13 protein-coding genes are annotated in these 12573 nt (G+C 69.4%); 8 read left to right on the top strand and 5 right to left on the bottom strand.

Annotated features, from left to right (window positions below; translation table 11 throughout):
- The 3 genes from EEY80_RS05870 to amaB all read left to right on the top strand — a co-directional run bounded on the left by EEY80_RS05870 (position 1) and on the right by amaB (position 3179).
- Positions 1-654, top strand: coding sequence for a 3-oxoacid CoA-transferase subunit B (locus EEY80_RS05870; RefSeq protein ID WP_126975650.1), 654 nt, complete (start codon positions 1-3; stop codon positions 652-654).
- A 38-nt stretch (positions 655-692) separates the two neighbouring features.
- Positions 693-1574 (top strand): alpha/beta fold hydrolase, encoded by an 882-nt coding sequence (locus tag EEY80_RS05865; protein WP_126975649.1) that lies wholly within the window; start codon positions 693-695, stop codon positions 1572-1574.
- Between the two features lie 78 nt (positions 1575-1652).
- Positions 1653-3179: an L-piperidine-6-carboxylate dehydrogenase gene (gene amaB / locus EEY80_RS05860; protein ID WP_126975648.1), complete on the top strand. Its 1527-nt coding sequence runs from the start codon at positions 1653-1655 to the stop codon at positions 3177-3179.
- 36 nt (positions 3180-3215) lie between these two features.
- On the opposite strand, the gene EEY80_RS05855 is transcribed toward amaB, so the two are convergent.
- Entirely contained in the window at positions 3216-4151 is a 936-nt protein-coding gene (locus EEY80_RS05855; protein WP_126975647.1) for a GGDEF domain-containing protein, read from the bottom strand.
- A 128-nt stretch (positions 4152-4279) separates the two neighbouring features.
- Positions 4280-4720: a winged helix-turn-helix transcriptional regulator gene (locus tag EEY80_RS05850; RefSeq protein WP_126975646.1), complete on the bottom strand. Its 441-nt coding sequence runs from the start codon at positions 4718-4720 to the stop codon at positions 4280-4282.
- 105 nt (positions 4721-4825) lie between these two features.
- Here EEY80_RS05850 and EEY80_RS05845 point away from each other — a divergent pair, with 105 nt between their 5' ends.
- Positions 4826-5599 (top strand): SDR family oxidoreductase, encoded by a 774-nt coding sequence (locus EEY80_RS05845; RefSeq protein WP_205749036.1) that lies wholly within the window; start codon positions 4826-4828, stop codon positions 5597-5599.
- A gap of 80 nt (positions 5600-5679) precedes the next feature.
- On the opposite strand, the gene EEY80_RS05840 is transcribed toward EEY80_RS05845, so the two are convergent.
- Positions 5680-6696, bottom strand: a complete 1017-nt coding sequence (locus EEY80_RS05840; protein WP_205749035.1) for an NADP-dependent oxidoreductase — start codon at positions 6694-6696, stop codon at positions 5680-5682.
- On the opposite strand from EEY80_RS05840, the gene EEY80_RS05835 reads away from it, so the two are divergent.
- The 3 genes from EEY80_RS05835 to EEY80_RS05825 all read left to right on the top strand — a co-directional run bounded on the left by EEY80_RS05835 (position 6664) and on the right by EEY80_RS05825 (position 9112).
- Entirely contained in the window at positions 6664-7704 is a 1041-nt protein-coding gene (locus EEY80_RS05835) for a LysR family transcriptional regulator (protein WP_235829726.1), read from the top strand. The two genes, EEY80_RS05840 and EEY80_RS05835, sit on opposite strands and share 33 nt — an antisense overlap.
- Before the next feature lie 134 nt (positions 7705-7838).
- Positions 7839-8300 (top strand): MarR family winged helix-turn-helix transcriptional regulator, encoded by a 462-nt coding sequence (locus EEY80_RS05830; protein ID WP_205749034.1) that lies wholly within the window; start codon positions 7839-7841, stop codon positions 8298-8300.
- Entirely contained in the window at positions 8297-9112 is an 816-nt protein-coding gene (locus EEY80_RS05825) for an NAD-dependent epimerase/dehydratase family protein (RefSeq protein WP_126975644.1), read from the top strand. The genes EEY80_RS05830 and EEY80_RS05825 overlap by 4 nt, the downstream gene beginning before the upstream one ends.
- A 175-nt stretch (positions 9113-9287) precedes the next feature.
- On the opposite strand, the gene EEY80_RS05820 is transcribed toward EEY80_RS05825, so the two are convergent.
- Complete coding sequence (locus tag EEY80_RS05820) at positions 9288-9704, bottom strand: hypothetical protein (protein ID WP_126975643.1); 417 nt, start codon at positions 9702-9704, stop codon at positions 9288-9290.
- A gap of 84 nt (positions 9705-9788) precedes the next feature.
- Here EEY80_RS05820 and EEY80_RS05815 point away from each other — a divergent pair, with 84 nt between their 5' ends.
- Positions 9789-10736 carry a LysR family transcriptional regulator gene (locus EEY80_RS05815; RefSeq protein WP_126975642.1) on the top strand — a complete coding sequence of 316 codons (948 nt, stop codon included), beginning with the start codon at positions 9789-9791 and terminating at the stop codon, positions 10734-10736.
- Between the two features lie 90 nt (positions 10737-10826).
- Here the strand turns inward: EEY80_RS05815 and guaA are convergent, their stop codons facing one another.
- Positions 10827-12386, bottom strand: a complete 1560-nt coding sequence (gene guaA / locus EEY80_RS05810) for a glutamine-hydrolyzing GMP synthase (protein ID WP_126975641.1) — start codon at positions 12384-12386, stop codon at positions 10827-10829.
- Positions 12387-12573 lie beyond the last annotated feature (187 nt).

The raw sequence follows: 12573 nt of genomic DNA, 5'->3' as shown, positions 1-12573 counted from the left end.
ATGGATGCCAAGGAACTGATCGCCCGCCGCGTCGCGCGCGAGATCCGCACCGGGATGCTGGTCAATCTGGGGATCGGCCTGCCCTCGCTGGTGGCCAATTACGTGCCTGCCACGCTGGGGGTGTTCTTCCAGGCCGAAAACGGCGTGATCGGGCTGGGGATGCGGCCGCCCGAGGGGATGGAGGATCCGCACCTGACCGATGCGGGCGGCGGCTTCGTCTCGGCCGTGCCGGGCGCGGCCTCGATCGACAGCGCGATGAGCTTCGGCCTGATCCGCGGCGGGCATCTGGACATGACGGTGCTGGGCGGGCTGCAGGTGGACGAGGCCGGGCATCTGGCCAACTGGAAGGTGCCGGGCAAGATGGTGCCGGGCATGGGCGGGGCGATGGACCTCGTCACCGGCGCGGCGCGGGTGATCGTCGCCATGCAGCATGCCGCCAGGGGCCAGTCGAAGATCGTTCCCCGCTGCAGCCTGCCGTTGACGGCGCGCCGGCGCGTCGATCTGGTGGTGACGGACCTCGCGGTGATCGAACCGGGCGAGGGGGGGTTGGTGCTGCGCGAACGCGCGCCGGGGGTGACGGTGGACGATATCCGCGCCGCGACCGAGGCGGCGCTGGTCGTCCCCGATGCGGTGCCGGAGATGGAACTGGCCTGAGACGACCGGCCGGACGGTCCTGCAGGGAGGAAGGCGGGATGCAGACGTTCCGGGCCGAGGATGGCGCGAGCCTCGCCTATCGCGACGAGGGCGAGGGGATGCCGGTTCTGGCGCTGGCCGGGCTGACCCGGGACGGGCGCGATTTCGACTACATGGCCCGCCACCTGCCGCGCGACATCCGGCTGATCCGGCTGGACAGCCGGGGCCGGGGCGGATCGGACTGGACCGGGGCCGAGAGCTACAACCTGCCGCAGGAAACCCGCGACGCGCTGGCGCTGATCGACCATCTGGGGCTGGACCGGGTGGCGGTGATCGGCTCGTCGCGCGGCGGGCTGATCGGCATGGTGATCGCGGCCATGGCGCGCGCCCGGCTGTCGGGCCTCGCGCTGAACGATGTGGGGCCGGTGCTGGAACGCGACGGGCTGATGCGGATCGGTGCCTATCTGGGGGTGCTGCCGACGGTGCAGACGCTGGACGAGGTGGCCGACAGGATGGGGGCGGCGATGCCCGGCTTCGCCCGGGTGCCGGCGCTGCGCTGGCAGGAGGAGACGGTGCGCCATTACCGCCAGCTCGACGGGCAGGTCGGGCTGACCTATGACCCGGCGCTGCGCCAGTCCTTCGACACCGCGATGGCCGCGCCCCCGGCCGATGCCTGGCCGCTGTTCGACGCCTGCGCCGGCCTGCCGCTGGCGCTGATCCGCGGCGCGAATTCCGACGTGCTGAGCCGGGCGACGGCCGAGGAGATGTGCCGCCGGCGCCCCGACATGGAGTTCGCCGAGGTGCCGGATCGGGGCCATATCCCCTTTCTCGACGAGCCCGAGGCACTGGCCTGCCTGCGGCGCTGGTTCGACCGGCTGCGGGCGGCGGAGCAGGAGGCGGATGGAGCCGCTGCACCCGAGGCGGCGGCGCGAAGCGTTTGACCCGCCCGCCCGGATGGCGCAGGTTGCCACCCGACCGAGCGCGGGGCCGGACCCGCCGCGACAGACCGAGGTGACGCGATGAAAGACGGACATTCCCTGCCCCTGCCCGAAGAGACGGCCCGCCTGCTGGACCGGCTGGGGGTGGACGGCGCGCGCCACCGGGGCGGCAGCATGGCCAGCTTCTCGCCCGTCACCGGCGAACAGGTGGCGGCGCTGGTGCCCGACACCGCCGACAGCACCGCCGCTGCCATCGAGCGCGCCCACGCCGCCTTCCTGCACTGGCGGCTGGTGCCCGCGCCGAAGCGGGGCGAGCTGATCCGCCTGCTGGGCGAGGAATTGCGTGCCGCCAAGGCCGATCTGGGGCGGCTCGTGTCGATCGAGGCGGGCAAGGTGCCCTCCGAAGGTCTGGGCGAGGTGCAGGAGATGATCGACATCTGCGACTTTGCCGTCGGCCTGTCGCGGCAGCTCTACGGGCTGACCATCGCCACCGAACGCCCCGGCCACCGGATGATGGAGACGTGGCATCCGCTGGGCGTGGTCGGCGTGATCTCGGCCTTCAACTTCCCCGTGGCGGTCTGGTCCTGGAACGCGGCGCTGGCGCTGGTCTGCGGCGATCCGGTGGTGTGGAAGCCCTCGGAAAAGACGCCGCTGACGGCGCTGGCCTGCCAGGCGATCTTCGACCGGGCGGCGGCCCGCTTCGGCGCCGCGCCCGCGGACCTGTCGCAGGTGCTGATCGGCGGGGCCGATGTCGGCGGCGCGCTGGTCGATCACCCGAAGGTGGCGCTGGTCTCGGCCACCGGCTCCACCCGGATGGGCCGGGCGGTGGGGCCGAAGGTCGCGGCGCGCTTCGGGCGCAGCATCCTCGAACTCGGCGGCAACAATGCCGGCATCGTCTGCCCCTCGGCCGATCTGGACATGGCGCTGCGGGCCATCGCCTTCGGCGCGATGGGCACGGCGGGCCAGCGTTGCACCACGATGCGCCGGCTGTTCGTGCATGACAGCGTCCATGACGCGCTGGTGCCGCGGCTGGTGAAGGCCTATGCCAGCGTCAGCATCGGCAACCCGCTGGAGAGCACGGCGCTGGTCGGCCCGCTGATCGACCGCGCCGCCTTCGACGGCATGCAGGCGGCGCTGGCGGCGGCCCGGGCGGCGGGCGGCACCGTGCATGGCGGCGAGCGGGTCAGCATCGGCCCCGACACCGCCTTCTATGTCCGCCCCGCGCTGGTCGAGATGCCGGCGCAGACCGGCCCGGTGCTGGAAGAGACCTTCGCGCCGATCCTTTACGTGATGAAATACAGCGACTTCGACGCCGTTCTTCACGCACATAACGAAGTCGGGGCCGGCCTGTCCTCCTCGATCTTCACCACCGACCTGCGCGAGATGGAGACGTTCCTGTCCGCCGCCGGGTCGGATTGCGGCATCGCCAACGTGAACATCGGCACCTCGGGGGCCGAGATCGGCGGCGCCTTCGGCGGCGAGAAGGAAACCGGCGGCGGCCGCGAAAGCGGCTCGGACGCCTGGAAGGGCTATATGCGCCGCGCCACCAACACGGTGAACTACAGCCGCGAACTGCCGCTGGCGCAGGGCGTGGTCTTCGACATCTGACGGGCCGCAAGAGGGGCCCGGTGCGGATGCCGCCGCTCAGGCGCCTGGCATCCGCCGCTGCGGCCAGCGCTGGTCCAGCGCGATACGGTTGCGCCCGCCCATCTTCGCCTCGTACAGCGCGCGGTCGGCGCGGGAATAGATCTGCCCCGCCGACTTTCCCTGCCGGGCTTCGGTGATCCCGGCCGAGAAGGTATAGCTCAGCGGCTTGCCCGGCCCGAAGGGCTGCGACCGGCGCACGGCGGACATCATCCGCTCGACGATCAGTTCCGCCTCGGACAGGCCGGTCTCGGGCAGCAGCAGCATGAATTCCTCGCCGCCGATCCGGCCGAAACAGTCGCTGCGCCGCACCAGCGCATGGATCTGGCGGGCGAAATCCCGCAGCACGATGTCGCCGCCCGGATGGCCGAACCGGTCGTTGATCGACTTGAAATGGTCGATGTCGAGGATGCAGACGCAGCCGGGCGCGGCGGGATCCGCGGGCGCGCGCTGCAGCAGATCCTCCAGCCGCTGGGTGACGAAGCGGCGGTTGGCGATCCCGGTCAGCTCGTCCGTATGCGCCGCCCGCAGCGCGCGGTCGCGATCCTGGCGGATCTTGCCCTCGTCGGTGCGCAGGCTGCTGATATCGCTGGCGATGCACAGCATCCAGCCATCGGGCTGCACCGTTTCCGTCATCAGCAGCCAGCGCCCGTCCTGCAGGTCGGTCTCGAACGAGCGGAAGGGCGTCTTGCCGCGGCGGGACTGGGCCGCCGTCACCCAGCCGTCGATATCGTCGGTGTCGATGACCACGCCGCAGCGTTGGGCGTGGTTGCGGCGCACGATTTCGGCCCAGGTGGGTTCCTCGTCGGGTTCGATCCCGATCGCCAGCCGGAAGGCGGCATTGGCATAGCGCAGACGGTCGAAGCCGTCATAAAGCGCGATCAGGACATCGGTCCGATCGGCCAGGACCTGCAGGTGCCGTGCAACATCCGTCATGGATGACCCCTCGACCAGCCTCGCGCGCTGCGGGTGTTCGACCGCAGTGCACTCTACCTGAGCGGCCGGGTCAAGACTATGGCGGCACTGTGTCCCGCCCCGGCCCGATCCGGCGGTTGCGGCCTTTCTCAGCGCGAGGCCCGTGTCGCCGCCCCGGCCTGTGTGGCGTCGAACGCCTCGCGCGCCTGCCGGATATCCTCGCGATGGGTCTCGGCCCAGATCCAGACCCCGCAGAAGGCGGCGCTGAGCCCCGCGCCGAGCGGCGTCAGCGCATAGTCCACATGCGGCGGAATCACCGGATGCACGGTGCGCCGCACCAGCCCGTCGCGTTCCATCTGCCGCAGGGTCTGGGTCAGCATCTTCTGGCTGATGCCGGTCACCTGCCGCGCCAGCTGGGTGAAACGCTGCGTGCCATGTTCCTCCAGCGTCTCCAGCACCAGCATCGTCCATTTGTCGGCGACCTTGCCGATGATCTCCTCCACCAGCGCCTGCAGCGCGGGGTCGACCTCGTCCGGGATCGCGCCGTTCCGCCGCGCCTCGATCGCCGGGTCGGCCGCTGCCTTGCGCATGACACTCTCCTTTCGGTAAGTACAAATCTTTCGGGTGCCTACTTCGCATTGGAGAGTATGGGCGTTACCTCCTGCCCCGACAAGACGCAACCGGCACAGGAGGCCATGACCATGAAGACATCGGGAAACACCATGCTGATCACCGGCGGCGGTTCCGGCATCGGCGCGGCGCTGGCACATCGCTTTCACGACGCGGGCAATACCGTCATCATCGCCGGCCGGCGGATGGAGGCGTTGCAGGCGGCCCGGGGCGACCGGCCGCGCATCCATGCGATGACGCTCGACACCGACAGCGCCGATGGCGTGGCGGAGTTCGCGGCCCGGGTGACGGCAGAGTTTCCGGCGCTGAACGTGCTGGTGAACAACGCGGGCATCATGCGGTTCGAGCCGCTGGACAGCAAACGCGACCTCACCGATGCCGAGGCGACGGTGACCACCAACCTGCTGGGGCCGATCCGGATGATCGACGCGCTGGTGGACCATCTGGCGGCGCGGCCGGACGCGGCCATCGTCAATGTCAGTTCCGGGCTGGCCTTTGTGCCGCTGGTGGCGGCGCCCACCTATTCCGCCACCAAGGCCGCGATCCACAGCTATACCGTGGCGCTGCGCGCGGCGCTGGCGGGGCGGGTCGAGGTGATCGAGCTGGTGCCGCCGGCGGTGCAGACCGACCTGACCCCCGGCCAGTCGAACCGCGAGGGCTATCTGCCGCTGACCGCGTTCATCGACGAGGTGATGGCCCTGTTCGCCCGGCAGCCGACGCCCGCCGAAATCCTGGTGGAGCGTGTGGGCTTCCAGCGCCGGGCCGAGGCCGAGGGCCGGTTCGACGCGACGCTGGCCGCGCTCAACGACTTCGCCCGCAAGGCCCGCGAGGGCAACTGAGCGGGCAGGGGGCCGGGCGGCACAGCCCGGCCCTGCGCTTGCCGGCCCTGGTACGGGCGGCGGGGCCTGCTCCGCCGCCGTCAGTCCACGGTCAGCACGATCTTGCCCTGCAGGCCGCCCTTCGCCGCGTGTTCATGCGCGCGGCGCGCCTCGGCCAGCGGGAAGGTGCTGTCGATGACCACGCGGATGGTGCCGTCCTCCAGCAGCGGGGCGATTTCGGCCAGCTGCGCCCCGCTCGAGTTCACCTGCGTCGTCGACACCTGCACCCCGAGCCGCCCGGCCTCGCCGCCATCGTCATAGCCGAGGCCGAAGACCGGAAACAGCGCGCCTCCGGGTTTCAGCGTGCGCAGGAAACGGCGGCTTTGCGGCCCGCCCACCGCATCGACGACCAGGTCCAGATCCCGCAGCACCTCGTCGGCCGCGGTGCGGGTGTAGTCGTGGAATTCGTCGGCGCCGAGGTCGCGCAGCATCCCTTCGTGCTTGCCCGATGCGACGGCGATCACCCGGGCGCCCTTCCACCGGGCAAGCTGCACCAGAAGATGGCCCACCCCGCCGCCGGCCCCGTTGACCAGCACCGTCCGGCCCTTCAGCGGCACCGGCACATGCGGGTGCGGCTGCAGCGGATTGGGAACTTCGTGCCCCTGCTCGATGATGAACTGCCATGCCGTCAGCAGCGACATCGGTGCGGCGGCCGCATGGACATGGTCGATGCCCGCGGGCTTTGCCGCCAGCTCGGACGCCGGCACCGCCACATATTGCGCATAGCCGCGGCTGTCCCCGTTCAGCCCGCTCGGGAAGCGGACCATCGCATAGACCTCGTCTCCGGCGACGAAACCGGTGACGTCGTCGGCCACCGCCTCCACCACGCCGGAAATGTCGGTGCCGGGGATGATGGGGAATGTCATCTTCGGCTGCCAGTCCGGCGGCAGCATCCGGTAACCCTCGCGCAGATACCAGTCGGGCGGGTTGACCCCGGCGGCACGGACCCGGACCAGAACCTCGCCCGGCCCGGGGACAGGCTTCGGCGCAACCTCGTAGACCAGAACCTCTGGGCCGCCGAAATCATGCAGCCGGACCGCCTTCATCATCTCATCCATCTCAAGCTCCTTCGGGCGTTTCACGTTGTGCCGGAGGTAAACTGCGGGAAGAGGATTGATAGTCAGCCTTATATTCGCTTCACTTGTGCCATGACGGAACGAATTGCCATCGACCGGCTCACCGGTCTCTTCGCCTTCGCGCGGGCGGGCTCGCTCGGCAGCTACACTGCCGCGGCACAATCGCTCGGCGTGTCGCCCTCTGCCGTCAGCAAGAGCATCCAGCGGCTGGAACAGCAGCTCGGCCTGGCGCTGTTCACCCGCACGACCCGTTCGCTGACGCTGACGGCGGAAGGCCGCGACCTGCATCAGCGCGCGCTCAGGCTGCTGCGCGATGCCGAAGAGATCGAGCAGGTCGCCACCGCCGCCCGTGCCGAACCGTCGGGAACCCTGCGGATCGCCGCCTCGCTGCCGATCGGGCTGCACCTCATCGCCCCCGGCCTGCCCGCGTTCCGGGCAGCCCATCCGCGGGTCGCCATCGACCTTCGGCTGGACGACCATCTCGTCGACATCGTCGGGCAGGGGATCGACATCGCCGTCCGGCTGGGCGACCTGGCCGATTCCCGGCTGCTGTCCCGCCGGCTGGCGCCGTTGCGGCTGTGCGCCTTTGCCGCGCCCTCCTATCTTGCCGCGCGCGGGGTCCCGCGGCACCCCGACGAGATCGCGGCGCACGATACCGTCAACCTGCGCTTCCAGAGCACGGGGCAACTGTTCCGCTGGCCCTTCCGGACCGGCGGCCGCGAGATCGAGATCGTCCCGTCTTCCGGCGTGATCGTCGATGCCAGCGAAGCGGTGATCGCGACCGTCATCGCGGGCGGCGGCATCGGCATCATCGCCAGCTTCATCGCCGCCCCCCATGTCGCCCGCGGCGCATTGGTGCCCGTCCTCGAGGACTGCGCCGTCGAGAGGCACGGGATCAGTGCGCTGTGGCCGGAAAGCCGGCGGAGCAATCCGGCCGTGCGCGCCTTCCTGGATCACCTGCAAACGGCGACGCGGGCGCTGCCCGCCTGACCGGTCCGCAACGCGCCGGACGCGATCCGATGCCGGGACAGGGGGGCCATCGTCGCGCCCGAACATCGCGCCATTGACATTTGTTTGGTGCCTAGCGTATTTGCTAGCTACCAAACAAACAGAAAGGCGCCACAGTGGCCGACGTTCCGGAAGACTCTGGCCGCGCGCTCGTGGGAGCATGGGCCAAACGCTGCTACTTTGCCGGCCGGGCGGTCATGGATACCGTCCTGCGCCCTTACGATCTCGGGTCGGTCCAGTGGTACGTGCTGTACCAGCTTGCAACCGAGGGCCCGACCCTGCAGCGCGATCTCGTGCGGCTGCTGGCGATCGAGCGGGCAACAATGACCGGCATCGTCGCCACGCTCCTGCGCAAGGGCCTCGTGGAGCAAGAGACCGACCAGGCCGACCAGCGGCAGAAGCTGCTGCGCCTGACAGCCGCGGGCGCGAAGCTCTGGGGTGAGTTGCCCGATCTGACCTTCATCCGCGCGGCGGCCTTTGACGGCATCGACGACGCCCGGATCGCCACGGCAATCGAGGTTCTCCAGACCGCGACGCAGAGGCTCGAAACCCTTCTCCAGAAAGGAACATACCCATGACCGTCCTCGTCACCGGTGCAGCCGGTCTCGTCGGAACCCGTCTCCTTCCGCGCTTGGTCCGGGCGGGTGCAGATTGCCGCGCTCTGATGCGGGGCGGGAAAGAGGCGCCGGCCGGCGTCAGCACGGTCGAGGCGGATCTCTTCGATCCCGACTCGCTCCATGCGGCAATGGAGGGCGTATCGGCCATCATCCATCTCGCAGCGGTGTTCCGGACGCCGGACACCGACCTGATCTGGAAGAGCAACCTCGACGGAACGCGCAACCTCATTGCCGCGGCAAGGGCGCGGGCACCCCAAGCGCGCTTCATCCTGTCGAGCACATCCAATATCTACGACGCCACCAGCCCCCATCCGGGGCGCGAGGACGATGCCGCCGATCCGCAGCAGGCCTATCCCGCCAGCAAGCTGGCCGCCGAGAAGGCGCTGCGCGACAGCGGGCTGAGGTGGAACATCCAGAGGTTCGGCTTCGTCTACGGCGACAAGGACGGGCATCTGGAAGACCTGCCGCGCCTAGCGACCGGCTTCAAGATGCATCCCGCGCAGCGGATGAGCCTGGTCCATCATCGCGATATCGCCACCGCCATGACCCTGGCGCTGACAGGCGCGATGGACGGACGGATCGTCAACATCGCCGATGAGGCACCGACGTCGATCTACGAACTGGTCGGTCTGGTCGGTGGCACGATGGACGCATCCTCCGCCCCGCTCGAGGATCCGTGGCGCCTGCATATGGACGTCTCGCTGGCCCGCAGTCTGGGTTTCCGGCCCGTCGTGCGGACCGTCCATCAGGCGGCGGAGGAGGGGTTGATGTAATCCGGCGCGAGGCATGGCGGGCCTCCGTCAGGACAGGCCCCGACGCGGTCCGCGGTAAACCCGCCCGCCGAATGGTCGGCGATGCGGGTGGGGACAGACGGGAGTTGGCGTTCCCGCCCGAGTGCGAGGGCGCCACGACTCGCGGCACCCGTTTCGAAACACGGCCAATGCCGTTTCAGCGGGCCCGCGTGGCGATGAAGCGCCAGTCAGCGAGAACGGCAAACCGGTGCGGCTTGGCCAGACGGGCGTAGGTGCTGCTTTCCAGGATCTTCCTGAGATCGCCGAACCGCTCGTAGCGGACAACGGCGATCTCGTCCCAGTTGTCGTCGGGACCGGCAAGCAGGCTGTGAACGCGCGGGCCGGCGAAGAGGAGCTGCGGCGTTATGCCAAGTTCCTCGCAGGTCTTGCGAAAGCCGCCGACATAGCCCTCGTAATAGCCGCTCTGCGCGCTCTCCTTGGCGTCGGCAAATCCGGCAGGATAATCGGGCACATCCCGGAAGCGCAGGAGATTGACCATGACGACCGGCCCGTCGCCGATCGCCTGTTCCGCCTCGTCCAGCGCGGTGTCATCGAGTTCAAGTCCTTGCGGCATGTCATGCTCCTTGTTGCCGCTGTGGAATATCATGCGGTTTGCGGATAGTGGTAGCCAGAGCTCAAGCAGGACTGTGTTGCCATCGTGTCCACACCGCCGAATTTCCAGCGACTGATCAACCTGCTGCACTTTGCGCGCGTGGCCGACGCGGGATCATTCGCCGAGGCCGCGCGGCGCGCCGGCACGACGACCTCTGCCATGTCTAAAGCCGTCTCGCGCTTCGAGCAGGCGCAGGGCATACGCCTTCTCAACCGCACCACGCATGCGATTTCGCTGACGCCGGAAGGCGAGCGACTGCTGGAGGGCGCACGGGAGCTTCTTCGGGAAGCGGAGCGGCTTGAGGCGGTGCTGGACCACGCCTCCGCGAGCGGCGCGGGCGGGCGCATCCGGCTCAGCGCGCCCGCGCCCCTGATCCGCGCCAGGCTGGCGCCGCAGATCCCGGCGCTGCTGCGGGCGAACCCGGACATCGAGCTTGAACTCAAGGTCGACAACGGCACGCTCGACCTTGCCGCGGAGGGGATCGACATCGCGATCCGCCTCGGCTCGCTCGCAGGTCAGCCGAACCTGATCGCGACGCGGCTGAGCAGCTTCCCCTGGGTGCTGTGCGCGACACCGCGTTATGTGGAACTGATGGGCGCGCCGGGATCGCCGGCCGACCTGGCCGCGCATCATCAGATCGGGTATCGCGACCCCGGATCCGGTCGTTTGCAGGCATGGCAATTCGTGAATCCGGCCGACGGCGCGCCGGTGCAATTGCTGCCCCGCCCGCGCATCGTCGTCGAGGATCTGAGCGCGATCTGGGCGATGATGCGGCTGGGCCTCGGGCTGGCCTGGGTGCCGGCTTGGATTGGGCTGGGGCCGCTGCGCGAGGGACGCGTGGTCGAGCTGTTGCGCGCGTGGCGCGTTGGCGAGACGGCGATCCATGCGGTTCGTCTGGAACGACAGCATACCCCCGCGCGGATCCGGTCGCTGCTGCGAGGATTGGAGGAGGCGGCCCGCGAATGGCGTTACGCGGACGACGAGGGTTCCTGAAGCGTCAGCGGCGTGCGTGACTGTCCCGGCCCTATAGCTGGCAATGTCGGCACACGGCTCGGGCTGACCGAACTGCCGGATCGGCCAAAATCATTCCATCTCGATCGTGCCCGGCGGCTTCGAGGTGATGTCGTACATCACCCGGTTGATGCCGCGCACCTCGTTGATGATGCGGGTCGCGGTCTCGCCCAGGAAGTCGTGGGTGAAGGGATAGTAGTCGGCGGTCATCCCGTCGACGCTGGTCACCGCGCGCAGCGAACAGGCGAAGTCATAGGTGCGCCCGTCGCCCATCACGCCCACGGTGCGGACGGGCAGGATCGCCACGAAGGCCTGCCAGATCTCGTCATAGAGGCCGTGCTTGCGGATCTGGTCGATATAGACGGCATCGGCGCGGCGCAGGATCTCCAGCTTTTCGCGGGTGATCTCGCCGGGGCAGCGGATGGCGAGCCCGGGGCCGGGGAAGGGGTGGCGGCCGATGAAGCTGTCGGGCAGGCCCAGTTCCCGGCCGAGCGCGCGCACCTCGTCCTTGAACAGCTCGCGCAGCGGCTCCACCAGCTTCAGCCCCATCTTTTCCGGCAGGCCGCCGACATTGTGATGGCTCTTGATCGTGACCGAGGGCCCGCCCGAGAAGCTGACGCTTTCGATCACGTCGGGATAGAGCGTGCCCTGGGCGAGGAATTCGGCGCCCTCGATCCGGGCGGCCTCGCGCTGGAAGACGTCGATGAACAGCCGGCCGATGGTCTTGCGCTTGACCTCGGGGTCCGACACGCCTTCCAGCGCGCCGAGGAACAGCTCGCTTTCATCGGCATGGATCAGCGGGATGTTGTAGTGGTCGCGGAACATCGTCACGACCTCTTCCGCCTCGTTCAGCCGCAGCAGGCCGTGATCGACGAAGACGCAGGTCAGCTGGTCGCCGATCGCCTCGTGGATCAGTACCGCCGCGACCGAGGAATCGACGCCGCCCGACAGGCCGCAGATCACCCTGCGGTCGCCCACCTGCGCCCGGATCTTCGCCACCGCCTCGTCGCGGTAGGAGGCCATGGTCCAGTCGCCGGCGAAGCCCGCGAGGCGCACGAAATTCTCCAGCAGGATACGGCCGTTCGGGGTGTGATGCACCTCGGGGTGGAACTGCACTGCATAGAAGTGGCGCGCGGCATCGCCGACGATGGCGAAGGGCGCGTTGGCCGAGGTGCCGATCACCTCGAAGCCGGGGGCGAGCCGGGTGACGCGGTCGCCATGGCTCATCCAGACCTCTTCGCGGCCGGTCTCGAACAGGCCCCGGAACAGGCCCTCGCGGCGATGGCCCTCGGCCGGCTGCACGAAGGCGCGGCCGAATTCGCGGTGATGGCCGCTTTCGACGTGACCGCCCAGCTGTTGCATCATCGTCTGCTGGCCATAGCAGATGCCGAGCACCGGCACCCCGATCTCGAACACCGCCTGGGGGGCGCGGGGGCTGTCCGCCTCGGTCACCGAGGCGGGCCCGCCCGACAGGATCACCGCGCGCGGCGGGTCCGCCCGGAGGGCGGCATCGGTCACCTTGTTGAAGGGCCGGATCTCGCAGAACACGTTCAGCTCGCGCAGCCGCCGCGCGATGAGCTGGGTGACCTGAGAGCCGAAATCGACGATGAGGAGGCGCTGGTGCTGGGTCATGGCAAGCCGATAATGCCTCGCCGCCGCCCGCGCAAGGGCGGCCCCGCCGCCGCCGCGCCGCCTGCCCATCTTCTGTTCGAAAATATCCTCGGGGGGTGAATTGGCCGCAAGGCCAAGAGGGGGGCAGACGGCCCCCGCCGCGCTCGCCCGCCGCTCGCCCGGCTAGACATTTCCGCCCCGCCGCCCC

Origin of the sequence: Frigidibacter oleivorans (genome assembly GCF_003993775.1) — a bacterium.
Classification (GTDB): Bacteria; Pseudomonadota; Alphaproteobacteria; order Rhodobacterales; family Rhodobacteraceae; genus Frigidibacter; species Frigidibacter oleivorans.
This window is presented reverse-complemented; position numbering and strand designations above follow the sequence as displayed.

Excerpts from the sequence above, each read along its gene's own strand:
- EEY80_RS05870 (WP_126975650.1), top strand. The coding sequence starts at position 1 with ATGGATGCCAAGGAACTGATCGCCCGCCGCGTCGCGCGCGAGATCCGC.
- EEY80_RS05865 (WP_126975649.1), top strand. The coding sequence starts at position 693 with ATGCAGACGTTCCGGGCCGAGGATGGCGCGAGCCTCGCCTATCGCGAC.
- amaB (WP_126975648.1), top strand. The coding sequence starts at position 1,653 with ATGAAAGACGGACATTCCCTGCCCCTGCCCGAAGAGACGGCCCGCCTG.
- guaA (WP_126975641.1), bottom strand. The coding sequence starts at position 12,386 with ATGACCCAGCACCAGCGCCTCCTCATCGTCGATTTCGGCTCTCAGGTC.
- EEY80_RS05820 (WP_126975643.1), bottom strand. The coding sequence starts at position 9,704 with ATGCCGCAAGGACTTGAACTCGATGACACCGCGCTGGACGAGGCGGAA.
- EEY80_RS05825 (WP_126975644.1), top strand. The coding sequence starts at position 8,297 with ATGACCGTCCTCGTCACCGGTGCAGCCGGTCTCGTCGGAACCCGTCTC.
- EEY80_RS05835 (WP_235829726.1), top strand. The coding sequence starts at position 6,664 with ATGCAGCCGGACCGCCTTCATCATCTCATCCATCTCAAGCTCCTTCGG.
- EEY80_RS05840 (WP_205749035.1), bottom strand. The coding sequence starts at position 6,696 with ATGGATGAGATGATGAAGGCGGTCCGGCTGCATGATTTCGGCGGCCCA.
- EEY80_RS05845 (WP_205749036.1), top strand. The coding sequence starts at position 4,826 with ATGACCATGAAGACATCGGGAAACACCATGCTGATCACCGGCGGCGGT.
- EEY80_RS05855 (WP_126975647.1), bottom strand. The coding sequence starts at position 4,151 with ATGACGGATGTTGCACGGCACCTGCAGGTCCTGGCCGATCGGACCGAT.
- EEY80_RS05850 (WP_126975646.1), bottom strand. The coding sequence starts at position 4,720 with ATGCGCAAGGCAGCGGCCGACCCGGCGATCGAGGCGCGGCGGAACGGC.